21 protein-coding genes are annotated in these 22,063 nt (G+C 64.1%); 9 read left to right on the forward strand and 12 right to left on the reverse strand.

Annotation, left to right across the window (positions count from 1 at the left end; all coding sequences use genetic code 11):
• The first annotated feature begins 58 nt into the window (after positions 1-58).
• A complete protein-coding gene (locus tag HYG81_RS29600; RefSeq protein ID WP_180839692.1) occupies positions 59-1,624 on the forward strand; it encodes an alkaline phosphatase in 1,566 nt (521 codons plus the stop codon).
• A gap of 63 nt (positions 1,625-1,687) precedes the next feature.
• Here the strand turns inward: HYG81_RS29600 and HYG81_RS29605 are convergent, their stop codons facing one another.
• Positions 1,688-2,488: a class I SAM-dependent methyltransferase gene (locus HYG81_RS29605; protein WP_180839693.1), complete on the reverse strand. Its 801-nt coding sequence runs from the start codon at positions 2,486-2,488 to the stop codon at positions 1,688-1,690.
• A gap of 114 nt (positions 2,489-2,602) precedes the next feature.
• Here HYG81_RS29605 and HYG81_RS29610 point away from each other — a divergent pair, with 114 nt between their 5' ends.
• Positions 2,603-2,848 carry a ferredoxin gene (locus tag HYG81_RS29610; protein ID WP_180839694.1) on the forward strand — a complete coding sequence of 82 codons (246 nt, stop codon included), beginning with the start codon at positions 2,603-2,605 and terminating at the stop codon, positions 2,846-2,848.
• A gap of 135 nt (positions 2,849-2,983) precedes the next feature.
• On the opposite strand, the gene mdh is transcribed toward HYG81_RS29610, so the two are convergent.
• Positions 2,984-3,898, reverse strand: coding sequence for a malate dehydrogenase (gene mdh, locus HYG81_RS29615; protein WP_180839695.1), 915 nt, complete (start codon positions 3,896-3,898; stop codon positions 2,984-2,986).
• A 169-nt stretch (positions 3,899-4,067) separates the two neighbouring features.
• Between mdh and HYG81_RS29620 the strand changes: the two genes are divergently transcribed.
• The 3 genes from HYG81_RS29620 to HYG81_RS29630 all read left to right on the forward strand — a co-directional run bounded on the left by HYG81_RS29620 (position 4,068) and on the right by HYG81_RS29630 (position 6,575).
• Positions 4,068-4,526: a TIGR00725 family protein gene (locus tag HYG81_RS29620; RefSeq protein WP_180839696.1), complete on the forward strand. Its 459-nt coding sequence runs from the start codon at positions 4,068-4,070 to the stop codon at positions 4,524-4,526.
• A gap of 71 nt (positions 4,527-4,597) precedes the next feature.
• A complete protein-coding gene (locus tag HYG81_RS29625; RefSeq protein WP_180839697.1) occupies positions 4,598-5,401 on the forward strand; it encodes an Sjogren's syndrome/scleroderma autoantigen 1 family protein in 804 nt (267 codons plus the stop codon).
• 310 nt (positions 5,402-5,711) lie between these two features.
• Positions 5,712-6,575: a phosphatase PAP2 family protein gene (locus tag HYG81_RS29630; RefSeq protein ID WP_180839698.1), complete on the forward strand. Its 864-nt coding sequence runs from the start codon at positions 5,712-5,714 to the stop codon at positions 6,573-6,575.
• Positions 6,576-6,593: 18 nt separating this feature from the next.
• Here HYG81_RS29630 and HYG81_RS29635 read toward each other — a convergent pair whose 3' ends face one another.
• Complete coding sequence (locus HYG81_RS29635; protein WP_180839699.1) at positions 6,594-9,050, reverse strand: DEAD/DEAH box helicase; 2,457 nt, start codon at positions 9,048-9,050, stop codon at positions 6,594-6,596.
• 131 nt (positions 9,051-9,181) lie between these two features.
• Between HYG81_RS29635 and HYG81_RS29640 the strand changes: the two genes are divergently transcribed.
• On the forward strand, positions 9,182-9,679 hold the full coding sequence (locus tag HYG81_RS29640; RefSeq protein ID WP_180839700.1) for a TspO/MBR family protein: 498 nt from the start codon (positions 9,182-9,184) through the stop codon (positions 9,677-9,679).
• A gap of 248 nt (positions 9,680-9,927) precedes the next feature.
• Here HYG81_RS29640 and HYG81_RS29645 read toward each other — a convergent pair whose 3' ends face one another.
• From HYG81_RS29645 to HYG81_RS29655, 3 genes are all read right to left on the reverse strand, one after another.
• Positions 9,928-10,512: a diacylglycerol/polyprenol kinase family protein gene (locus HYG81_RS29645; protein ID WP_180839701.1), complete on the reverse strand. Its 585-nt coding sequence runs from the start codon at positions 10,510-10,512 to the stop codon at positions 9,928-9,930.
• A gap of 174 nt (positions 10,513-10,686) precedes the next feature.
• Entirely contained in the window at positions 10,687-12,471 is a 1,785-nt protein-coding gene (glyS, locus tag HYG81_RS29650) for a glycine--tRNA ligase (RefSeq protein ID WP_180839702.1), read from the reverse strand.
• Positions 12,464-13,318 carry a CBS domain-containing protein gene (locus HYG81_RS29655; RefSeq protein ID WP_180839703.1) on the reverse strand — a complete coding sequence of 285 codons (855 nt, stop codon included), beginning with the start codon at positions 13,316-13,318 and terminating at the stop codon, positions 12,464-12,466. The genes glyS and HYG81_RS29655 overlap by 8 nt, the downstream gene beginning before the upstream one ends.
• A 133-nt stretch (positions 13,319-13,451) precedes the next feature.
• Between HYG81_RS29655 and HYG81_RS29660 the strand changes: the two genes are divergently transcribed.
• Positions 13,452-13,613, forward strand: coding sequence for a DUF7556 family protein (locus HYG81_RS29660; RefSeq protein WP_180839704.1), 162 nt, complete (start codon positions 13,452-13,454; stop codon positions 13,611-13,613).
• A 338-nt stretch (positions 13,614-13,951) separates the two neighbouring features.
• Complete coding sequence (locus HYG81_RS29665) at positions 13,952-14,458, forward strand: hypothetical protein (RefSeq protein ID WP_180839705.1); 507 nt, start codon at positions 13,952-13,954, stop codon at positions 14,456-14,458.
• A 212-nt stretch (positions 14,459-14,670) separates the two neighbouring features.
• On the opposite strand, the gene HYG81_RS29670 is transcribed toward HYG81_RS29665, so the two are convergent.
• The 6 genes from HYG81_RS29670 to HYG81_RS29695 form a co-directional block, all read right to left on the reverse strand.
• Positions 14,671-14,829: a hypothetical protein gene (locus tag HYG81_RS29670; protein ID WP_180839706.1), complete on the reverse strand. Its 159-nt coding sequence runs from the start codon at positions 14,827-14,829 to the stop codon at positions 14,671-14,673.
• A gap of 206 nt (positions 14,830-15,035) precedes the next feature.
• Positions 15,036-16,388, reverse strand: a complete 1,353-nt coding sequence (locus HYG81_RS29675) for an ABC transporter ATP-binding protein (protein ID WP_226375935.1) — start codon at positions 16,386-16,388, stop codon at positions 15,036-15,038.
• Complete coding sequence (locus HYG81_RS29680) at positions 16,381-17,553, reverse strand: ABC transporter ATP-binding protein (protein ID WP_180839707.1); 1,173 nt, start codon at positions 17,551-17,553, stop codon at positions 16,381-16,383. The genes HYG81_RS29675 and HYG81_RS29680 overlap by 8 nt, the downstream gene beginning before the upstream one ends.
• Positions 17,554-17,555: 2 nt before the next feature.
• Positions 17,556-18,590 carry an ABC transporter permease gene (locus HYG81_RS29685; protein ID WP_180839708.1) on the reverse strand — a complete coding sequence of 345 codons (1,035 nt, stop codon included), beginning with the start codon at positions 18,588-18,590 and terminating at the stop codon, positions 17,556-17,558.
• 2 nt (positions 18,591-18,592) lie between these two features.
• Entirely contained in the window at positions 18,593-19,594 is a 1,002-nt protein-coding gene (locus HYG81_RS29690; RefSeq protein WP_180839709.1) for an ABC transporter permease, read from the reverse strand.
• 110 nt (positions 19,595-19,704) lie between these two features.
• A complete protein-coding gene (locus HYG81_RS29695; RefSeq protein WP_226375936.1) occupies positions 19,705-21,288 on the reverse strand; it encodes an ABC transporter substrate-binding protein in 1,584 nt (527 codons plus the stop codon).
• Between the two features lie 309 nt (positions 21,289-21,597).
• Between HYG81_RS29695 and HYG81_RS29700 the strand changes: the two genes are divergently transcribed.
• Complete coding sequence (locus HYG81_RS29700; protein WP_180839710.1) at positions 21,598-22,062, forward strand: PPC domain-containing DNA-binding protein; 465 nt, start codon at positions 21,598-21,600, stop codon at positions 22,060-22,062.
• Position 22,063 lies beyond the last annotated feature (1 nt).

Here is a 22,063-nt window from a genome sequence, read left to right on the forward strand (position 1 = left end):
CTTATCGGACAATAATAGTAAAAATAATAACCGAATTCGTGGTGGCTCCCCACGCACTATGCGACGACGGCAATTCATTACGGCCCTGGGTGCGACTGGACTGTTCGGTGCGACCGGCGCGGCCGGCGCACGATCCGACGCTGCCGGCAATCGTCGTGGAAGCGACGTCGAGAACGTGATCGTCCTGATCGGGGACGGCATGGGGTTCGACCCGATCGAGGTCACGTCGGTCGTCCACGGCGACCTGTCGATGCAGTCGATGACCGGCGTCGGGTACACGCGCACGAACTCCCGGAGCGGCGAAGTGACCGACTCGGCGGCGGCCGGGACCGCCCTCGCGACCGGTCACAAGGCGTACAACGGGCAGGTTTCGGTTCGCGGCGAGGAAGACGACGACGATCCGACGCCGCTACTGACCCAGCTCGAGCTCGCACAGTCGCGGGGGAAAGCGACCGGACTGGTATCGACGACTCGGATTACCCACGCCACGCCCGCCGTCTTCGCCTCGCACGTCCCCGACCGCGGCATGGAGGAAATGATCGCCGAACAGTACGTCGAGAGCGAGGTCGACGTGCTCATGGGCGGCGGCCGCCGCGAGTTCGACGACGACCTGCTCGCCCGGGCGCGGGCGGAGGGGTACGAGGTCCTGTTCGACGAGAGCGACCTCCGGGCTGCGAGCGGTGACAGACTGCTCGGACTGTTCGACGACAGCCACGTCACCTACACGCTCGACCGGGACGAGTCGATCCCGTCGCTGCCCGAGATGACCGCCGCCGCGGTCGACCGCCTCGAGGACGACGACGACGGCTTCTTCCTGATGGTCGAAGGCGGACGCATCGACCACGCCGAGCACGGGAACGACGTCCAGTCGACGGTCGCCGAGACCGAGGAGTTCGACGAGGTCGTTAACTGGGCGCTCGAGTACGCCGAGACCCGCGACGACACGCTGGTCGTCGTCGCCTCCGACCACGAGACGGGGGGTCTGGCGACCGGCAATGACTACGGCTCGCCGATCGACGCCGAAGCGATTCGGAACGCGGAGGCGAGCAACGCGGCTATCGCCGCCGCCATCGAGGACGGCGTCCCGATCCGCGAGGCGGTCGAAGAACGCGTCGACGTCGAGCTCACCGACGAAGACGTCGCGCGGATCGCGGACGCCAGAGAGGCCGAGGGTCCCTACGCCCTCTCGAACGAGCTCGGCGCGGTCGTCTCGGAGCATCTCGGCGTCTCGTGGGCCTCGAACGTCCACACCGGTCCGGCTCAAACGGTGATGGCCGCCGGTCCCCACGTCGACCCGTTCAACGGCTGGATCCATCACACCGACCTCTCGGTGACCGTCGCCGCCCTCTTGCTGTTCGGCCGCCTCGCCGACGTCTCTGACGCCCAGCGCGAGGCCTGGGAGCGCGAGGTCGTCAGGAACGGACCGAAGGGGCGCCGCGACGCCTCTCTCGCCCTCGAGTACATCGGTCCCGTCACCGACGACGTGACCGAGGCACTCGACGTCGACGGCAACGGCGTGGTCGACTACCGGGACGTCCTCCTGATTCTCGAGGGAGACGCCCCCTCGTCGTCGGCGGAAGCCGGCCGCCGCCGCGAGCCGATCGGCTCGGTCCACGACCGCTGAACGCGTACCCCATCGCTCGCCGCTGCCCGCCCCGCTTTTCGTGTCGACCCTGAGACCGTCTCGCTACCGATGCGGTTTCGAATCCGATTTCGCCAGGACCGCTCTGTAGTGAGCCTCGGTTCGAAGAACGTCGGTCACCGTCCACGGCGTCCCCGTCGTCGCCTCGCGGAACCGGTCGGGCGAGCACAGCAGGAACTGCAGCGTTCGACCGACCTCGCGGAATCGATCGCCGTCCGCCCGCTCGCCCTCGAACTCGAGGTGGAAACACCGGTGGGCGATTCCCTCGCGGGGATCGGACCGGTAACCGAAGAACCCCTCGTCGAGTCGCGTCGGATCATAGTTGTCGACGACGGCTACCCCCGCGTCACCGACGACGCGAGCGAACTCGACGAGCAGTTCGCGGATGCCGGCCAGTGAGCGGCCGAGGCCGACCTGTGTGCCGACGACGTGAACGGCACCGAACGCGTCTGTCGGCACCGGCAGATCGAACATGTCGCCGACGAGAACGTCCTCGAGGCCGCGTTCACGGGCGGTTCGGACCGCGTTCGGGCTCGCGTCCACGCCCACCGCGTCGACGCCCCGATCGGCCCACCACAGGAGGTGGTTCCCTGCACCACACCCCACGTCGAGGACCGGTTCGGCGTCGGCGACGCGCTCGAGCGCGTCGATCGTCTCCCGGTCCCACGATTCGGGACTCGAGAAGTAGAGCTCGGCGACGTTGCCGTCCCGTCGCTCCGCGCCGTCGCGATAGGTCAACTGTCCCGGGGTATCGCGGTGGTGAGCGAGCATCGCTCGACCGAGCGGATCCGCCTCACTCTGCCGTCGTTCCTCGGCTGCCGACGAGCCGGTTCGGTCCTGGCCCATGCTCGAATCAACGGAACCGACGATAGTAAAATGACGCTGACAATTGGTCCCGTGTAACGCCTCTCACGGTAGACGACCGCTAACGATTTAGGGGGATCGACCCAACTCCCGCTCATGAAGGTCGAATTCGACGAGGACACCTGTATCGGGATGTTCCAGTGCGTCGCCGAGTGGGACGCGTTCGAGAAAGACAAATCGAGGGGCAAAGCAGTACTCGCGGACAGCGAGGAAGTCGAGGACGGAATCTTCGTCCGCGAGGTCCCCGACGACGCCGAACTCGACGCGAAGTTCGCCGCCCGGTCGTGTCCCGTCGACGCGATCGTAATTTACGACGACGACGGCGAGCAGCTGATTCCCTGAGACGGACTCCTGTCAGTTCTCTCCTAGCACACCCGCGACCCGCCATGCGGGTGCGCCGGGACACAGTGACAGCAAACCGTATGACGCCGGCTCGAGCGGCGGACGTGCAAAAAGCCGATCGGAGACGACCGTCGATTACGAGATCTTATCGTACTGGTCCGAGAGCTTCTCGGCGGCCTCGCCGAGCTGATTGCGCTCGAACTCGGTCAGCTCCCACTCGACGATCTCTTCGACGCCGTCGGAGCCGAGCTTGACGGGGACGCCGAAGGCGGTGTCCTCGTGACCGTACTCGCCCTCGAGCGCGACGCTCCCCGGCAGTACTTCGCCGGTGTCTCGGAGGATGGCCTCGACCATGTGGCCGACGCCGGACGCCGGGCCCCACTCGGTCGCGCCCTTCTTCTCGATGACGTTCATCGCAGAGGCCTGCAGTTCCTCGAGCAGGTCTTCCTTCTCGTTCTCGTCGAATTCGGGGTCTCGGCCGTCGACGCGGACCTTCGAGAAGACGGGAACCTGCGCGTCGCCGTGTTCGCCGAGGATGGTCGCCTCGACGTTCTGGACGGGTGCGTCGAAGCGCTGGGAGATCACGTAGCGAAAGCGGGCGGAGTCGAGCCGACCGCCGAAGCCGATCACTTTCTTGCGAGCGCGGTCGCCCGTTTCGTAGAGGTGCCGATTGAGCAGGTCGACGGGGTTGGACGTGGTGACGGTGACGAAATCGTCGTTGTGCTCGGCCAGCGAGGAGCCGATGTCCTCCATGATGGGTGCGTTGTCGCCCGCGAGGTCGATCCGCGTCTGGCCCGGCTGTCGCGGGATGCCCGCCGTGATGACGACGACGTCCGAGCCGGCGGTGTCCTCGTAGCCGCCCTGTCGGATCGTCGTGTTCGAGTCGTAGGCTGCGCCGTGGTTGGCGTCCGCGGCCTGTCCGATCGTGTCGTCTTCCTTGTCCGGAATGTCGACGAAGACGAGCTCGTCCGCAACGTCCCGAAGCGCGATGTTGTAGCCTGCGGCGGCCCCGACCGTCCCGGCCGCGCCGACCACGCTAACTTTCGTCATACCACGTATTGCTTCCCCATCCCACACGTTAAATCCGTCGGACGATGGCGTTCGAACGGTGTTGACGACGCGGACATCACACCTGTCGTACCCAGATACTCGGCATTCGCTCGAGCCACGATCGCCTCGAGACCGAACCGATCATACCGGCTGCCTGTGGAACTCACGTATGCGCGTCAGCGTCATCGGCGGCGGAACGATCACGGACGAACAGGCGACTCGCGCGGAAGCGGTCGGACGCGAACTCGCCGCCCGCGGTCACACGGTCGTCTGTGGCGGCCGCGGCGGGACGATGGAAGCAGTCTGTCGCGGCGCGAAGCACGAGGGCGGCACGACGATCGGGATCCTTCCCGGCGAGCGTCCCGAAGCGGCGAACGACTCCGTCGACATCCCCATCGCGACCGGCATGGGCCACGCCCGGAACGCGCTCGTCCCGCTGAACGGCGATGCAGTCATCGCGCTCACTGGCGGCGTCGGCACCCTTTCGGAGATCGGCTTCGCCAGCATCTACGACCGCCCCGTCGTCGGCCTCGAGACCCACGACGTCTCTCTTCTCGGGATCGATCTCGAGACGGTCGAAACGCCGGAGGCGGCCGTCGATGCGGTCGAATCCGCACTCGATACCTGATAGAATCCGTTCCGATTCGAGGACCGTCGGCTGTCGCAGCTTTTTCGACGCTCCGAAACGTCTAGACGGACATGAGCGACTTCGACAAGGAAGCCGAGCGCGAGAAACTTCGAGAGAAGTACGAGCAGGACAAAGAAGAGCGCAAGGCGACCCAGCGGATGAGCGACCTGCTGCTCAAGGGCGCGACGATGACAAACGCCCACTGTGGCACCTGCGGTGACCCGCTCTTCCAGCACGACGGCACCACGTTCTGTCCGAGCTGTCACGGCAACCCCGACGCCGTCGAGGGAACCGACCTCGAGGCCCAGCCGGCCGACGAAGGGTCCACAACGGACCAGCCTGCGACGGAACGGTCGACCAACGATGATCCCGCCGATGCGACACGGACCGAGACGACTAACGCCACGCCGGACGCTACCGACATCGATCCGGCAGCGAACGCCGACGCAACATCGACCGCTGTGGACCATCAGGTGACCGACGACGAGTCCCCTCACCATCGCGCCGCGACGTCCGCCTCGAGCAGCGAACCGCGATCACAGTCGGCAGCAATGCCGACTCGGAGCGAGTCCCGGCCCGACGCCGCGTCGTCTCCCGCTGACAGTGTTTCGTCCATTTCCGACGCCGCTTCGGCCGCCCCTGACGCATCGAACCGAGCGTCCGATGACCGGTCGGCCGACCCCGGATCGGCCCGTCGTGGCCCTGCAGCGAGCCCCCCGCCGGTTGACGGCGACCTCGAGGCCGCACGCGACGCGCTCGTCCGCACGCTCGAGAAGTTCGCCACGGAGGCCGCCGCGGCCGACGACCCTCGATACGCGCGAGACTGCCTCGAGGCGGCTCGCGAGGCCGGTGAGACGCTATCGACTCTGCGTTGATACTACTTGCAGGTACTGTCGCACCCATGCCGACGCCCGTAACCGGCGATACGACCGATTGAACTCCCCGTTCCGGTCTCCGTTGAGTGCCCTAACGACTCGTTTCGATGTATTCGTCGTTCGGCCACTGATCTGCACATCAATAGATATATATTTAGCAAAAAACGTGTAATCTAATGACACTCACCGACGGGCTATATCGACCGGTTGCGTGCGTCGTGATTCAGGTAGCCGTTTCCCACCGCCCTCCGTGCTACCGGCCTGCATACCGTCGTCACCCGTCGAATTACGAACGTAGGATACACTAACGATGCCACTTGGATTCGTCGTACTGCTGACCGTACTCGCCGTTTGTATCGGACTTCTCGGAACCTGTGCCGTCTGTCTCGATCGGACAGCTATCAGCCGGACGGCGGCCGAACTCGATCACCGACTCCTCGAGGTCGCGCCGTATCTCGGCGCGGCAGCCCTGTTCTTCCTGGCAAAGCGGGCGACGACCGGCCACAGTGAACGGATCTCGCACGCTCTCGACTGGGACATCACCGCGGAGATATACGCAATCGAAGGGGAGTTCGTGGCGGTTCTCCAGAATCTCGTCCCCCAGGCCACGCTGGAGTTCTTCTCGGCGATGTACATGTTTGGGTTCCCGTATCTGCTGGTAACCGCACCGATCCTCTACTTCCTGTTGCCATCCCAGCGCCACCTCAAGGAACTCCTCATCGCGTATCTGTTGAATTACCTGATCGGGACGCTCCTCTACACCCTCTTTATCGCGTACGGACCGCGGAACCACCTGTCGTCCGTCTCCGGGCTGATGTACGACTTCTATCCGGAGGCCCAGACGATGACGGCAGCAGTGTCGTCGAACACGAACGTGTTCCCCTCGCTACATACGTCGCTTGCGGTCGTCGTCTTGGTGTTCGCCTGGCGGTCGCGCAGGGAATACCCGCGGTGGTTTCCGCTCGCGTCGTTCGTGGTGAGTTGCGTCGTCTTCTCGACGATGTACCTCGGGATTCACTGGCTGATCGACGTCATCGCGGGCATCATTCTCGGCGTCGGAGCCGTCTGGCTCGCTGAACGGATCGTCACCCGCGCGGAGGGGAGTCCCGGTCCCGGTCCCGTTCCCATCACCGACGAGAGCGAGGACGGGATCACCTCCGAAGTGAGCGACTGAGACACGGATCAACTGGACTCAGCCGGTATACTCGCTGCCGATAACCTCTCGGATCCGCTCGGCAGTCACCTGCCCGACGCCGTCGGCCGCCTGCAACTCGTCTTCGGTCGCGATCATCACGCCTTCGACCGTGCCGAACTCCTCGAGCAGCGACCGTGCAGTGACGGGACCGATCTCGGCGATCGACGCGACGACGTACTCCTGTTGTTCTCCGAGGGTCTTGGTCCCCTTCTCGCCGTGAACCGACACCTCCCGGTCGGCGGTCGACTGTTCCCGGCCGGCGATCACCGCGAGCAGTTCGGTCGTGTCGTCTTCGCTCTCGGTCCGTAGCACGCTCGCACCGAAGTCGACGGCGAGACTCGAGAGCGCCCCTCGAATCGCGTTCGGGTGGACATCCCGCTGTTCGTACAGCCCCTCGCCCTCGACGACGATGATCGGCCGCGAGTAGTGGCGGGCCATCGCGCCGACCTGTTCGAAGACCGATCGGTCACCCCCGACCAGCGAGTCGACGAAGTCAGCGACGGACTTGCGCTCGACGACGACCCGATCGGAGAGGACGTAGTCGCCGACGGAGAGCGTTTCGAGGCTGATCTCGTACTCCTCGCGCCGCGAGAGGTCGCGCGCGATGTTCGCGTCCATCTCGCGCTGGTCGGCGACGACCGCAACCGTTTCGCCCTCAGCGTGCGGTTCGTGGGTTTCGACCTCTTCGTCGACGTCGGGCCCGTCTTCAGCCTCGTCATCACTACTCGAGTCCGAGTTCTCGGGGCCGAACTCCTGCAATCCGGGCTGCCCTGAAACCCCCTCGCTTCCGCTGGAAGACCCACCGACTGCGTCGGGGTTGCCGTCGCTGTCGTCCACTTCCACTCCGCGCTCTCCGTCCCCCTCGAAATCGGCCAGCGACTGCTGGGAGTCGTCGAGTTCCTCCGCGAGGTCGTCGGCCATTCCCTTCAGTTCGCGTAGTTCCGACTCCATCTCCTTCTCGCGGCGACGCGAGATCCAGAAGTAGGCCTCGTCGCGGGTGTCCTCCGCCATGAGGACGACGACCCGACCCTCGGACTGGCGACCGGTTCGGCCCTTCCGCTGTATCGAGCGGATCGCGGTCGGAACTGGTTCGTAGAAGAGCACGAGGTCGACCTCCGGAACGTCCAGCCCTTCCTCGGCGACCGAGGTGGAGACGAGCACTTCGAACTCGCCCGCCCGGAACTCGTCTAATACCTCCTGTTGCTGTTTCTGGGTCATCCCGTCGGACCCCTCGCGGTCGCCTTGCCCGACGAACCGCTTCGCGTCGAAACTCTGACACAGGAACTCCGTGAGCGCTTCGGCCGTGTCGCGGGACTCGGTGAAGACGATCACCCGCTCGCCGCCCTCGAGTCCCAGCGTTTCGGCGAGCAGCATGCGAGTCTTGCTGTACTTGGGGTGGATCTCGTCGAAACTCTCGGCCTTCCGCATGGCCTCGCGCACGCGCGGATCGGACACCATTCGCTGGCTCGCCTTCGACGCGCCCGACGAGCGGGCCTGATTGCGCTGGCGCTCGAAGTAGCGACAGAGCGCCTCGACGCTCTGGGTCTCCACGAGGGTGACGGCCTGCCGGAGTTTCATCACCTCGGCGTGGATCGACATCCCCTCGAACCCCTCCGACTGGTCGTTGTTGATCAGCTCCTGGAGCTCGGCCCGCATCCGATTCAGGTCCTTCTGGGACTGATCGGGCTGGGTCGAACTCGCGACGCCCAGTTCCTTGAGCTTCTCGAGGCGCTCTTTGATGACCTCGTTCAGCGCGTCACGGATCCCGATGACCTCGTCGGGGAGGTCGATGCGCTCCCACTCGACGTCGGTGTCGTGGGTGAACTCCTCGACGTCGGCGTCCTCCTCCGTCATCACTTCGACCTCGTCCAGCCCGAGGTTCTCACAGACCTCGAGGATGGCCTCCTCGTCACCGCCGGGCGATGCCGACATCCCGGTGACGAGCGGCTGTTTCGCGTCTGCGTGGTAGCGCTCGGCGATGTAGTTGTAGGCGTAGTCGCCGGTCGCGCGGTGGCACTCGTCGAAGGTGATGTGGGTCACGTCCGCGAGCGAGATCCGGCTGCCGACGAGGTCGTTCTCGATCACCTGCGGGGTCGCCATCACGACCGTCGCCGACTCCCACGTCTCGGCGCGGTCGTCCGGGCTCACGTCGCCGGTGAAGACGACGATCTCCTCGTCGGGGATCTGGAGCGCTTCTCGGTAAAAATCCGCGTGCTGCTGGACGAGGGGTTTCGTCGGCGCGAGCATCAGCGACTTGCCGCCGACCTCCTCGAGTCGCCGTGCCGTCACGAGCAGGCTCACCGTCGTCTTCCCCAGTCCGGTCGGGAGACAGACGAGCGTGTGGTGGTTCGCGGCCGTTCCCGCGAGTTTCAGCTGGTAGAGTCGGCGCTCGAGGAAGTCGGGCTCGAGCAGCGGATGCTCGATAGACGCGATTTCCTCGTCCGTCGTAGCCATTACCTGCCGTTCATCGCCGCCGCGAATAAGGGTTCCCGTACCGGGGTGAAAGTGGTCCTGCGGGTGCGATGGCAGCGTCGCCGGGTCGCGGCGGGTCGGCGATATAAACCCAGAGCTGTCATAGAACGCGTATGGAGACCCGATCGATATCCCAGCGCCTCCCGGCCGGGAAGCCGATTCTGACCGCCGTCGCTTTCGTCCTGCTGGTCAATCTTATCGGCGGGCTGCCGGGCGTGTTCTCCTCGCCCGACACGCCATGGTTTCGCGCGCTCGAGAAGCCGTGGTTCTACCCGCCGGGAATCGCGTTTCCGGTCGTCTGGACGCTCCTCTTTACCCTGCTGGGCGTCGCGCTGTGGCTCGTCTGGCGCAGCGACGCCGACGGCCGGCGACTCGCGCTCGGGCTGTTCGTCGTTCAGATGCTGTTCAACGTCGCCTGGACGCCCGCCTTTTTCACGCTCGAGGCACCGCTGGTCGCGCTGGGAATCATCGGCGCGCTCTGGGCGTTCGTCGCCGGGACGATCCTCGCGTTTCGGCGGGTCGACCGCCGCGCTGCGGCGTTGCTAGTTCCGTATCTCGCGTGGGTGACGTTCGCAGCCGCGCTCAATTTCGAACTCTGGCGGCTAAATTAGAGCCAGTTCTTCGGTCGTTCTGTTCCCATTTGTTAAGCCGGTCAGTATAGGGAACGGAGTTACCACAACGAGCATCCGCGAGCGTAGCGAGCGGTCGACCGCCGAAGCGGACGAAGTCCGCGGAGGCGGCCTTTTTCATCGAAGTTTTTGCGCCCAACGAGGGACGTACGGTGTCCCTCGAGCCGTGCGAGCGGCCCGCGAGCAGAGAGTGGTTCGCCGCTGGCGAACCCGAGGCGGAAAAGTTCGTGCTACAACGGCGCGAATTCGAGCGCCAGAAACGCCAGACAGGCCGCGTAGATCGGGATCGTCAGATTGTCGTCGATGATGTAGGTGCGGATCTCGAGGGTCACGCCGTCGGCGATGGTCGCGCCCAGGGCGGCGATCAGCGCCGCGATGATCGGCAGAAACGGGATCGCGATGACGGTCGAGACGAGAAACATCGTGATGAGTACCTTCGGCGGCTTGACCTGCTTGAGAGTGTTGTCCGAGACCATGCCGCTGATCGGATCGCCCAGTGCGAGCATCAACATCGCGGGCAGGGCGATATCCGGCTGGAAGACCACCACGACGGCGGCCATGCTGATCATGTACAGGGCGTATGCAGCGGGGTTGTCCTGTTCGTACTCGCGGGTAAGCACGTCGTAGAGCCGCCAGTCCAGTCCGACCTGGAGCCGCAGAAACTCGAGGACGAGTGCGCCGGTCGCGAGAACGATCATGAGGATCTTGAACCGGGGCCACGTCAGCCCGAGATCGAGATAATCGGCGAGCAGCCAGAGAGCGACGAGTCCCGAACCGCTGGCGTGGACGAGTCGTCGCTTCAGTTCGTCGGCCATCACTTCGTGCCTCGAGAGAGGTGACCTTCAGTCCGTCGGTTAGTTCTCCGTATCACTATATATTATTTAAAGGAATGAACGAGAACGGGTGGGTATCACCCGATAGTGACTGTGGCCGTCTGGTTCCGGACCGACGGACGAGCGTTCTGACGAGGAGGGGAAATCCGACGCTGCTTACTCCCCGAGTTCCTTGAACTCGAGGTCGCCGGCGCGAATCGCCGACAGCGTCTCGGGCAGGTCGTCGATCGGAAGCCGCTTCTGATCGGTCGAGTCGCGTTCGCGGACCGTCACGCCGCCGTCTTCCTGTTCGATGCTCTCGTAGTCCACCGTCACGCAAAACGGCGTGCCGACCTCGTCCTGGCGGCGGTAGCGCCGACCGATGTTCCCCGAGTCGTCGTAGGTGACCGACAGCCCCGCCTCGCGCAGGGCCTCGGCAATGCCCGTCGCTTCGGACTCGAGTTCGTCGTCGCTCTGGAGCGGGAAGACGCCGACGAACGTGGGTGCGACCTCGGGCTCGAGCTCGAGGAAGGTGCGCTCCTCGTCGGCCACCTCGTCCTCGCGGTAGGCGTGGTGGAGCACGGTGTAGACGGTCCGGTCGACGCCGAAGGAGGGTTCGACGACGTGGGGGGTGACGTGCTCGCCCGCTTCGGTCTGCTCCTCGACCGAGAAGCCGGTTTTCTCGACGGGAATCTCGTGGGTTTCGCCCTCGAGGCTGATCTCGACGCTCTCCCCGTCGAACGCCGATCGATCGCGAGCCGCGAGGTCCTCGAGCTTTTGCACGACGGCCTGCGCGTCGCCGCCGAACTCGGGGCCGAGGTAGCTCATGTCGGGATCGACCGTGGCGCGCTCAACGGTCTTGGGTTCGTCGTACTGCCGGAAGATCGTAAACCGATCGCCGGAGTGTTCGGCATGCTTCGAGAGGTCGTAGTTGCCCCGGTGGGCGAAGCCGGCCATCTCGATCCAGTTGCCGTCGATCTCGCTCTCGGCGTCCCAGCAGTCGCTGGCGTAGTGGGCCCGCTCGCCCGAGAGGTGTTGGCGGTAGCGAAAGCGATCCATGTCGACGCCGACCGACTCGTACCACGGTTTCGCGACGCCGAGGAAGTACGCGACCCACAGATCCGTGATGATGTCCTCCTCGACGGCCTCGCCGATCGTCGTCTCGAAGGCCTTGCCGTCTTCGGCGTTCTGTTCGCTGGCCGGGTACAGCGTGACTTCGACGTCCGCGACGCTCGAGAGGTCCGGGTCGTCGGCCTCGGGATCGATGAAGTACTCGAGTTCGGCCTGCGTGAACTCCCGCGTGCGGATGATCGAGCGTCGGGGGCTGATCTCGTTGCGGTAGGCGCGGCCGATCTGGGTCACGCCGAAGGGAAGCTGGTTGCGCGCGTACTCCTTCAGCCGCGGGAACTCGACGAAGATGCCCTGCGCCGTTTCGGGGCGCAGATAGCCGGGGTCGGAGTCGCCGGGGCCGATGTTCGTCGCGAACATCAGATTGAACGAGTCGACGGCCTGCCCCGCCAGCCCCGCGCCGCAGTTCGGGCAGACCAGTTCGTACTCGGCGATGACGTCCTCGACTTCGGGAATGGGGAGGCTCTCGGCGTCCTCGTACTCCGTGTTGTCCTCGACGACGTGGTCCGCGCGGTGACTCTCGCCGCACTCGGGACACTCGACGAGCATGTCGTCGAACCCATCGAGGTGGCCCGACGCCTCGAAGACGGGTTCGGGCATGATAGTCGGCGCGTCGATCTCCATGTTACCCTCCGCGAGCGCGAAGCGCTCGCGCCAGGCGTCCTCGACGTTGCCCTTCAGGGCCGCGCCCTGCGGGCCGAAGGTATAGAAGCCGCCGACGCCGCCGTACGCCCCCGAGGACTGGAAGAAGTAGCCCCGTCGCTTGGCCAGTTCGACCAGTTTCTCGCTCGTGCTCTCGGTGCGCTCGCCGTCCGCCTGTTGCTGTTCACTCATACAGTGCCTCCAGGAGATCGACGTCGCAGACGATGCCGTCGAGGTCCTCGCCCGTGACCATCGGAATCTGTTCGATGTCGTTGCTGATCATCCGCTGTGTGGCCTCCTGAATCGTCGTCTGGCTCGAGACCGTTACGATGTCGTCGCTCATGAACTCCCGAACTGGACTCGTCGGAATCTCGATGTCCCGCGTGGGGAGATAGCGGCTGCCGACGGCCTTGATGCCCTCCCAGGACCACTCGTCGTCCTGGTCGCCGAAGTTGTCGCCCGTCTCCTCTTCGCCCTCGACGATCCGGGCGACCTCGATGATATCGACCTCCGTGAGGACGCCGTTCATCCGACCCTCGTCGTCCAGTGCGACGGTGTAGGGCACGTTCGCGTAGGAGAGTTCCCGCTCGGCGACGGGCAGCGGTGCTCCCTCGTAGGTCGTGTTCACGTTCTCGCTGGCGTGGGACTCGACGGTGCCGTCGGTCGGCTGATCGCCCGTCGCGATCGCGTGAATGACGTCCGTTACGGTCACGATCCCTTCGAACTGCCCGTCGACGACCGGAACGCGGCGCGCGCTCTCCTCGACCATCGTTCGCGCGACGTCCTCGAGGCTCGTCCCGGCGGTCGTCGTCGGCACGTCCTCGTTCATCAGCATGACCAGCTGGTCCTCGTCGGGCTGGTCGATGAGCGTCTCCCGGGAGATCAGCCCCCGGTATTTCGGCCCGTCATCGCTCTCCTCGACGACCGGCACCGACGAGAACGACTGTTCTTGCAGGTACTCGAGCACGTCGGTTCGGGTACCCGGAAGGTCGACGGTTATCACGTCCTCGCGGGGCGTCATCGCGTCGGCTACGTTCATATCTCTCCATTACGGCGAAAATGAGTATAAACCCAGTGTTTCAGCCGTCGGTCGACGTTCACGTTCCGATTAATATCAGAAACGGACAGTCAATTTCGATGAGTTTATATAGCAGTGATTGTCACTCACTAACATGGCGACAAACCCCCACGCCATGACGTCCGACGATCATATCGTCGGTTCGATTGATTCGACGGCTGCGAGCGACGAGTACGTCATTGCAGACATCTCCGCGGACGGGGCCTGGCTTTCTATGCAGGCAGATGACGCACCGACGCTTCTGGCCTGGCGATAACTGGGGGTGGGAAATGGAATTATTCTGTCGCGAATCCGGCTGCGTCACCTGTCGTGGCCGACAACGGCACACCGCCAGTCGTTGCTGCCGTCCGCGCTACCCGCTGTTCGGACGCGTTCCGCGTCCGAAAGGCCCTGACCGACGGACGGATCGCAGTGTACGCGTCCTCGAGCGGTAGGGTTCTGTGAGATACCGACTCGTCAGTCGCACTGCCAAACGGGACGACCGCCGTTGAATCTGCCACTAATCCCTGTGGTTCGGCACGGATCACGCTGCCACAGTGCCGAATGCAGTTGCACACCGATAACAGTTTCATCTCTCGTGTCATATGGTCGCATATGTCGCTCGAGCAGGTGTTCGCGCAGCTTCCGGCCCCGAGTTCGCACACGTTCCCCGACTACTCGCTCTCGCGCGGTGAGCCGGTCATGCCGATCGCGGTTACCCGGGAAGAACTCTCGCGAACGCTCGCGCTGTACGAGACCTTTCAGGGCGTCGATCTGACCGGCTGGGACTCGAACTCGGTTCTCGAGGCGGCGACGACGTACATGCAACGGACGTTCGGACTGCCGCAGTATCGACCGGACGAGCAGTTGCAGGACGATATCGCGGCGATGCTCAACGACTTTTCGGACGGTCTCGGTGGTCGACCGATCGGCGTCGTTGACGCGACGCCGGACCACCATCGGACGCTGTACTTCTTCCTCGTCAGTTGCCGCGGCTATTACGCCGCCCCCCACATTCGGTTCGACCCCGACGAGGCGGCGGTCGAGACGCTCTACGAACTCTATCAGCGGGTGACTGACCAAGATCTGTACGTCAAGCAGTCCTCGTCGGTGCTCGACTGAGGGGGACGGGTCGGACGGAAGCGGTCAGCCGCACCGAACGGGTGCGTAACGGGCTATAGTAGCCACTGAAAGTCATTGCACACCGATCTACACGACAGCTGTGCAATCGGTGTGGAAACCGTTTCAGTTGGCACTATAGTCGACTCGAGTACGGTGAGTTTCCAGGAAGAGAGTGGCACCGCGCCCGCGGGTTCTGTTCATCGACCCGAGCCTCACCCGGTGAGGAAGCCACCGGGTAGAATGCGCGTCGCGGGGCGGCCGTCTTCGTTCGTCGTCTGATCGTCACCCAGTGACGGAGAGTGAGCGATCGTTCGTCGTGCTTTTCCAATTCGCTGCGTGCTTGCCGTGACGGTGGCGAGAATCTTACTCATACAAGAGTAAAGAAGTGCGGCAGACACATAAGTATTTTCGAGATGAAAGATTGTGTTAGTTCGACGGCGACGGTGCCAATTTCTACCATTCGCCGAACGGATCTTTTGAACCGTCTCAATTGGAAATACGTCCGATTACGGAACATGATCTCTCGAATCTCGAGGCCGCTTTCCAAACATATACTATCGGATACGTCTGCGTCCAGTCACCGATGCAGGTGGCACGCGGCGACGTGTTCGCCGTCGCCGTACTCGGCCTCGAGTTCGTACGCCGGCTTCTCGCGCGCACAGATGCTCCGTTCGGCGAAGGACTCGAGCAGCAGGTCTGTCGCCGCCGTCCATCGATCGGACTGGTCGTCACCATCGTCACCCGCCTCGCCTCCCCCACTCCGTTCGCCATCGGTGGCGACGAGTTCGATTGCGTCACTGACGATCGCTCCTGCCTCGCCGCGCGGGGGATTCCCATCGAAGAACTCGGCCTCGACCCGGGCGGCCGGCATCGGTTCGAACGCCCGTCGTTTGACCGCCCGCATGAACGCCCGCGTCTGCGCCCACTTCTCGTCGGTCCAGTCGTATTCGTCGGGGGCGATCAGCCGCGGACACCGCGTTCGAAACCGACAGCCGGAGGGCGGATTAGCCGGGCTCGGAACCTCGCCCTCGAGCACGCCGCGCGCACCGTTTTCCCGCGGATCGGGGACGGGAATCGACTCGAGCAAGGCGCGCGTATAGGGATGCTGGGGGTTCTCGAACAGTTCCTCCTTTTCGGCCAATTCGACGATGTGGCCCAGATACATCACCGCCACGCGGTCAGAGATATGGCGGATCACGGAGAGGTCGTGGGCGATGAAGAGGTACGTGAGGCCGAACTCGTCCTGGAGGCGATCCATCGTGTTCAGCACCTGTGCCTGAATGGAGACGTCCAGCGCGGAGACGGGCTCGTCGCAGACGACGAAATCGGGGTCGACCGACAGCGCCCGCGCGAGGTTGATTCGCTGGCGCTGGCCGCCGGAGAAGGCGTGCGGATATCGGTTGTAGTGTCGCGGATCGAGCCCCACCTTCTCGAGGAGTTCCTTCGCCCGCGCTTCCCGCCCTTCGTCGTCCAACATGTCGTGGGCTCGCATCGGCTCCTCGATGATCTGGCCGACCTTCATCCGCGGGTCGAGCGACGACTGGGGGTCCTGGAAGATCATCTGCATGTCCGAACGCGTCTGCCGCAACGCTTCGCCGCCGAGGTCGGCCAGGTTCTCCCCCTTGAAGTAGATGTCTCCGTCCGTGGGCTCGAGCAGGCGCAGGATCGTCCGTCCGAGCGTGCTCTTGCCGCAGCCGGACTCGCCAACGAGCCCGAGCGTCTCGCCGGGCTGGATCTCGAGAGAGACGTCGTCGACCGCCTTCACGGTACTCCGATCGACGCTGATCGGCGGAAATTGGCTCGGATCGAACTGCAGCCCCGCGAGCAGCCCCGACTCCTGTGCGAAGTACTTCGTGACGCCCTCGAGTTCGAGCAGCGCTTCGTCACTCTCGTAGCCGCTCTCCTCGTCCAGCCGGATGCCGCTACTCACGGCCCTCACCTCCGCTCTCGTCGCCGGCCGGGTTCGGCGCGATCGATTCCGCCTCGTCGATGTCTCCGGCTGCCGCCGTCCGATCGGCCTCCGTCCTCCCCTCGAGCGGCGGACTCTCGTCGTAGCCGACGTCGAAGGCGTCGTGTTTCACGCAGGCCGCCCGATGCGGTTCGCCGTCGGCGTCGGCGACGATCCTTGCGTCGGGATGGACCCGCTTGCAGACCTCGCGGGCGTCGGGACAGCGCGGATGGAACCGACAGCCCGACGGCGGGTCAATCGCTTCCGGCATCACCCCCTCGATCGCCTCGAGGTCGCTCACGGTCCGGTCAGGCCGGGGGATCGAGTTCAGCAGGGCGTTCGTGTAGGGGTGTTTCGTGTCGTAGAACAGCTCGTCGACCGGCGCTTGCTCGACGATCTCGCCGAGGTACATGACGTTCACCCGGTCGCAGATCTCGGCGACGACGCCGAGGTCGTGGGTGACCCAGAGGAAGCTCGTCCCGTACTTCGCTTGGAGGTCGTCGACGAGGTCGATGATCTGCCCCTCGACGGTGACGTCCAGGGCCGTCGTCGGCTCGTCGGCGATGATGAGGCTGGGTTCGCAGGCCAGCGCCATCGCGATGAGCACGCGCTGGCGCATTCCGCCGGAGAACTGGTGAGGGTACTCCTCGTAGCGCTCTTCGGGGTCCGGAATGCCGACCTCTCGGAGCATGTCGATCGCTGCCGCCTTCGCCTCGTCTTCGGAGAGCCCGCGGTTGAGTTCGATGAACTCTCGAAGCTGTCCGCCGACGGTGAAGACGGGGTTGAGCGACTCCATCGGGTCCTGAAAGATCACCGCGATCTCGTTGCCCCGGATCCGGGTTCGTATCTCCTCGTTCGAGAGCATGTCGTCGCGCTCCCGACGCTCGCCGTCCGGCCCTTCTTCGAAGCCGACGATCGTCTCGCCCTTGTAGGTGATTTCGCCGGCGACGATCTCGCCGGGGCTCTCGACGAGCCGCAGCAGGCTCATCGAGGCGACCGATTTGCCGGCCCCGCTCTCGCCGACGAGACCGACGATCTCGCCCTTGCGGACCTCGAAGGAGATGCCGTCGACGGCGCGTACTGTGCCTGCCTCGGTGAAGAACTGTGTCGTGAGGTTTTCGACGCGAAGGAGTGGTTCTGAACTCATTGTTAGTCGTCGATTCGGGGGTCGAGGGCGTCCTGCAGGCCGTCGCCGAACAGGTTGAAGCCCATGATGGTGATCATGATCGCGATGCCGGGCCAGATCGAGAGCCAGACGTTCGAGTGCATGTAGCCGTGCGAGATGTTGAGCATCTGGCCCCAGTCGGGGGTCGGCGGCTGTGCGCCGTAGCCCAGGAAGGAGAGCCCGGCGACGATGAGGATCGTGACGCCGATCTGGAGCGTCGCGTACACCAGCACCGGCGCGAAGCTGTTCGGCACGACGTGTCGCATGATGATGTTGCGATCCTTCACGCCGGCCGCTCGAGCCGCTTCGATGTAATCCATCTCGCGGATGCTCAGCACCCGGCTCCGGATGATCCGAGCGAAGACGGGAATGAACGCGATTCCGACGCCGAGGACGGCGTACCAGATGTTCGCACCACCGACGAAGACGGTGAAGACGATGATGAGGATCAGCGGCGGAATCGAGTAGACCGTCTCGACCATCCGCATCAGGACGTCGTCGATCTTGCCGCCGTAGTAGCCGGCGACGGCACCGATGATCGTCCCGCCAGTCAGCCCGATGAACGTCGAGACGAGCCCGACGAACACCGACACCTGCGTCCCGTAGACGATTCTGGTGAAGTAATCCCGGCCGGTGTGGTCGGTTCCCAGCGGGTGCTCGATGGTACCGCCCGCCGGAAGCGGGTTCCACGACTGCTCGGCCAGCGGGAAGTACGGCGGCATGTGCTGCGTTCCCTCGCCCGGCGGCGGGATGTGCGTCGGGTGGTCGAAGATCGGTAGCAGCTGCGCGAACGTGTAATCCGACACGTATCCGAATGTGAGCCGCGAGAGGTTGCTGTCCACCACGGCGTACACCGCGACGAACAGCACGACTGTCACGATGTACAGTCCCCAGCGGGCCGTCGTGTCCCGTTTGATCCGCGCCACGGTATAGCGCCAGCCGACGCGGGCCTCGACCGACTCCTCGTCCTCGGACGCCGGTTCCCGGCCGCTCTCGAGCTGTGATTCACCGACTGCCATAGTTACTCCCTCTCACCGTAGGTGACTCGCGGGTCGACGTACGCGTACGAGATGTCGGTGATGATGACGCCGAGCACGAACAGGAAGCCGAGTAGCATCGTAATCCCCATCACGAGCTGGTAGTCGTTCGTCGAGATCGCGTTGATGAACAGTCGTCCCATACCGTTGATGTTGAACACCGTCTCGACCAGCACCGCGCCGCCGATGGCCGTCGACAGGTTGAGGCCGACGATCGTGATGATCGGCAACTGGGCCACCTGGAAGGCGTGCTTTCGCAGGATTGTCCGCTCCGGAACACCGTATGCGCGGGCGAGTTTGACGTACTCGCCCTGCAGCGACTCGATCATCTGCGTGCGCTCGACGCGCATGATCGTCGCCATCTGCAACGTTCCCAGCGCGATCATCGGCAACAGCAGGTGTCTCGCCGACTCGTAGTACAGCTCGAGGTGGCCGTCGATACCCGGATAGGAACCGGGCGGTCGCCACGGGTAGACAAGCCCGCTCGAGGGGAGCCAACCGAGCTTGACCGCGAAGATCAGGATCAGAACGATCCCGATCCAGAACGACGGGGTGCTGACGCCGACGAGCGCGGCGATCCGCGAGGTGTGATCGGTGGGTTCGTTGCGCCGGTCGGCGGCCACGATGCCGAGCGGAATCGCCGTCACCAGCGCGAACGCGTACGCCGAGAGGACTAACAGGAGCGTCGGCCCGATCCGATCCATCATCAGCGCGGCGACCGGTCGCTGGTAGTGGATGCTCTGGCCGAGATCTCCCTCGAGAAGGCCGGCCATGTACGTCACGTACCGTTCGTGTAGCGGTCTGTCGAGTCCGTATCGCCGTTCGATCGCTCTGACCAGTTCCTCGCTGTGTTCCTGCCCCTGCAGCATGAGGCTGACCGGATCGCCCGGGCCGAGGTTCGCGAGCAGGAACGTGATGACGGAGATCCCGATCAGGACGGGGATCGCCTGCAAGAGCCTGTATATGGTGTACTTGAGTAGCTTCATTGGTCCGCGAGTCAGTCCGTTCGCTCGTTGATCTGTCCCGATTCGATGCCACTGCTACCGGACCAGCGGGGATTCGTTCCCCACCGATCCAGCTATCGCCGTCCGCCGGCTCACTCCATCGACACGTTCGTGTAGTCCGCGACGAGGGTCGGGTTTCTCGTCACCTCCGGGTGGGCCTGGAGGTCCTGAACGTAGTCGCGCGAGGCCATCGTGTTGTCCTGCGTGAACGCGGGCAACGCGGGGAGCTGTTCGACGATCTCCCGGATGACGGGCTCGTAGATGTCGTAGCGCTCCTCCTGATCGGCCGAGTTGCGCCCCTCAGCGATCGCGTCGTGGAAGCCGTCGCTGCCATCGTAGAAGTGGCCCTGATTCAGTTCCTCCTGGCTCTCGTGGAAGAGCGAGTAGAGGTAGTAATCGGGGTCGGGACCGCCGGTCCATCCCAGCAGATACATCTGGTAGTCGTCGGCGCTCCCGCTGGTGTACGTGTCGACCAGGGTCGCGAAGTCCAGCACATTGACGTCGGCCCCGTAGCCGATCTCGTCCATTCGAGTGGCGATCCGTTCGGCCAGTTGTGCGCGGATGCCCTCCGGCGTGATAATGATCGGCTCGAAGTCGTCCGGCGCGTGTTCGTCGAGCAGCGACTGAGCCTGATCAGGGTCGTACGACGGCAACATGTCCTGGTACTCGTCTTCCGGGAACCCCCAGACCTCGTTGACGACCGGCGGAATCGGGCTGTACATCGGCGAGTTCACGTTCGCGCCGTTGGACTCGATGAAGTCCTGCATCGAGAACGAGTGAGCGATGGCCCGTCGCACCTCGGGGTTGGTCGTCGGCCCCTCGTTACAGTTAAAGGCCATGTACATGAACGTCGGACTCTCCGCCGAATGCAGACTCACGCCGTCCTCGCCCTCGAGGACGTCCCAGTCGTCGTTCGGGATGCCCGCGATGACATCGGTATTCGATGCCCGAATGTCGGAGACGCGACCCGCCGGGTCCTCGTGGGCCTCGAAGCGAATCTGCTCGAGGTTCGGCTCGAGGTCGTCCCAGTAGTCGTCCCACCGTTCGATCTCGACGTACTCGTTCTCCTGCAGTTCGGCGAAGGTGAACGGCCCGGAGCCGACCGGATCACTGTTGAACGCGTCGCGGTCGTCGGTTCGGACGCTCTCGGGTACGACCGTTACGCCCATCGTCGCGAGTTCGAACGGGCCGTAGGGGTCCTCCCCGAGGTCCACCTGGAGCTGGTAGTCGTCGATGACCTCGGTGCTCTCGATCATGTCGTACTCCGAGGCGTTCTCCGTCTCCTCCTCGACTGGGGCGGTAAAGGAGTGAGCGACGTCCGACGCCGTCACGTCGTCGCCGTTGTGGAACTCGGCCGCCTCCTCTATTTCGAAGATGTACCGCGTGCCGTCGCGCTCGACGGTCGGTTCGCCCGTCGCGAGTTTCGGCTGCAACTCGAGGCCCTCGTCGAACTCGTAGAGCCCGTCGAAGACGAGTTGAATCACCTGAAAGCTGTAGGCGTCGTTCGAGACGACGGGATCGAACTGCTCTTCGCGCGATTGTTCTTGTGTGAAGTGGAACTGGTCCCCACCACCGTTGCCACCACCGCCGATGCACCCTGCGATCGTTGCCGCGGAGACGGCAGCTCCTGACGTGAGCAGCTGCCGTTTGGTAAGCTCTGGCATGTCTCGTGCCATACTATGACAAGTGCTGTCACCCGTGTATTATATCTTTTGGTGTTTGACGAATTATTACGATAATCTCTTCGCATATAGTTCGGAAAAATACGCTAACGGCCATAGTTGGTACTCTATGTGCTTTCTTGATCGTTATTTAACATACTCGGGCAGTAGTGAGTCCCTACCGTTATCAACGCCGCCATTGTGGCCGGCTGCGCGTTCCTATGCGCGTTCACGAAACGCGTTTCGGATCGCGTCGGATACTCGATCCGTGTTGCCCGTAACCGACCGGAGGGCTTTTTCTATCGGCCGACACAGTTGTTCGGTATGAACTATCGCGCCGTCGAGACCACGGACGAGTACGTCGCCAGCCTCGAGAACGGTGCCGACTGGCGGGCCGAGATCGAGTCGCTCGCGGACACGGTCGACGCCGACGCCGCCTGGTTTACCGCGCTCGGCGCGGTCCAGGACGCCGAACTCTGGTTCTACGATCAGGACGAGTGCGAGTACTATCCGATCGAGTTCGACGAGCCGCTCGAGGTCGCCAGCTGCGTCGGGAACGTCTCCTGGCTAGACAGCGAGGAGCAAAGCTCCTCGAGCAGTCGGACGCAGTCCGACGACGACGAACGGTTCGCCCACACCCACGCGGTCCTCTCGGACGACGAGGGAACCACCTACGCCGGTCACCTGAACGAGGCGACTGTCTGGGCCGGCGAGGTCCACATGCGCGTCTTCGAGGAACCCCTCGAGCGCGAGTACGACGAAACCACCGAACTCGACCTCTGGCTCTAAG

It is taken from the genome of Natrinema zhouii, from assembly GCF_013456555.2.
GTDB lineage: Archaea > Halobacteriota > Halobacteria > Halobacteriales > Natrialbaceae > Natrinema > Natrinema zhouii.

Excerpts from the sequence above, each read along its gene's own strand:
- HYG81_RS29600 (WP_180839692.1), top strand. The coding sequence starts at position 59 with ATGCGACGACGGCAATTCATTACGGCCCTGGGTGCGACTGGACTGTTC.
- HYG81_RS29645 (WP_180839701.1), bottom strand. The coding sequence starts at position 10,512 with ATGGCCGACGAACTGAAGCGACGACTCGTCCACGCCAGCGGTTCGGGA.
- HYG81_RS29630 (WP_180839698.1), top strand. The coding sequence starts at position 5,712 with ATGCCACTTGGATTCGTCGTACTGCTGACCGTACTCGCCGTTTGTATC.
- HYG81_RS29695 (WP_226375936.1), bottom strand. The coding sequence starts at position 21,288 with ATGGCACGAGACATGCCAGAGCTTACCAAACGGCAGCTGCTCACGTCA.
- HYG81_RS29610 (WP_180839694.1), top strand. The coding sequence starts at position 2,603 with ATGAAGGTCGAATTCGACGAGGACACCTGTATCGGGATGTTCCAGTGC.
- glyS (WP_180839702.1), bottom strand. The coding sequence starts at position 12,471 with ATGAGTGAACAGCAACAGGCGGACGGCGAGCGCACCGAGAGCACGAGC.
- HYG81_RS29690 (WP_180839709.1), bottom strand. The coding sequence starts at position 19,594 with ATGAAGCTACTCAAGTACACCATATACAGGCTCTTGCAGGCGATCCCC.
- HYG81_RS29635 (WP_180839699.1), bottom strand. The coding sequence starts at position 9,050 with ATGGCTACGACGGACGAGGAAATCGCGTCTATCGAGCATCCGCTGCTC.
- HYG81_RS29640 (WP_180839700.1), top strand. The coding sequence starts at position 9,182 with ATGGAGACCCGATCGATATCCCAGCGCCTCCCGGCCGGGAAGCCGATT.
- HYG81_RS29620 (WP_180839696.1), top strand. The coding sequence starts at position 4,068 with ATGCGCGTCAGCGTCATCGGCGGCGGAACGATCACGGACGAACAGGCG.
- HYG81_RS29660 (WP_180839704.1), top strand. The coding sequence starts at position 13,452 with ATGGCGACAAACCCCCACGCCATGACGTCCGACGATCATATCGTCGGT.
- HYG81_RS29665 (WP_180839705.1), top strand. The coding sequence starts at position 13,952 with ATGTCGCTCGAGCAGGTGTTCGCGCAGCTTCCGGCCCCGAGTTCGCAC.
- HYG81_RS29605 (WP_180839693.1), bottom strand. The coding sequence starts at position 2,488 with ATGGGCCAGGACCGAACCGGCTCGTCGGCAGCCGAGGAACGACGGCAG.
- HYG81_RS29625 (WP_180839697.1), top strand. The coding sequence starts at position 4,598 with ATGAGCGACTTCGACAAGGAAGCCGAGCGCGAGAAACTTCGAGAGAAG.
- HYG81_RS29700 (WP_180839710.1), top strand. The coding sequence starts at position 21,598 with ATGAACTATCGCGCCGTCGAGACCACGGACGAGTACGTCGCCAGCCTC.
- mdh (WP_180839695.1), bottom strand. The coding sequence starts at position 3,898 with ATGACGAAAGTTAGCGTGGTCGGCGCGGCCGGGACGGTCGGGGCCGCC.
- HYG81_RS29680 (WP_180839707.1), bottom strand. The coding sequence starts at position 17,553 with ATGAGTTCAGAACCACTCCTTCGCGTCGAAAACCTCACGACACAGTTC.
- HYG81_RS29685 (WP_180839708.1), bottom strand. The coding sequence starts at position 18,590 with ATGGCAGTCGGTGAATCACAGCTCGAGAGCGGCCGGGAACCGGCGTCC.
- HYG81_RS29670 (WP_180839706.1), bottom strand. The coding sequence starts at position 14,829 with ATGAGTAAGATTCTCGCCACCGTCACGGCAAGCACGCAGCGAATTGGA.
- HYG81_RS29655 (WP_180839703.1), bottom strand. The coding sequence starts at position 13,318 with ATGAACGTAGCCGACGCGATGACGCCCCGCGAGGACGTGATAACCGTC.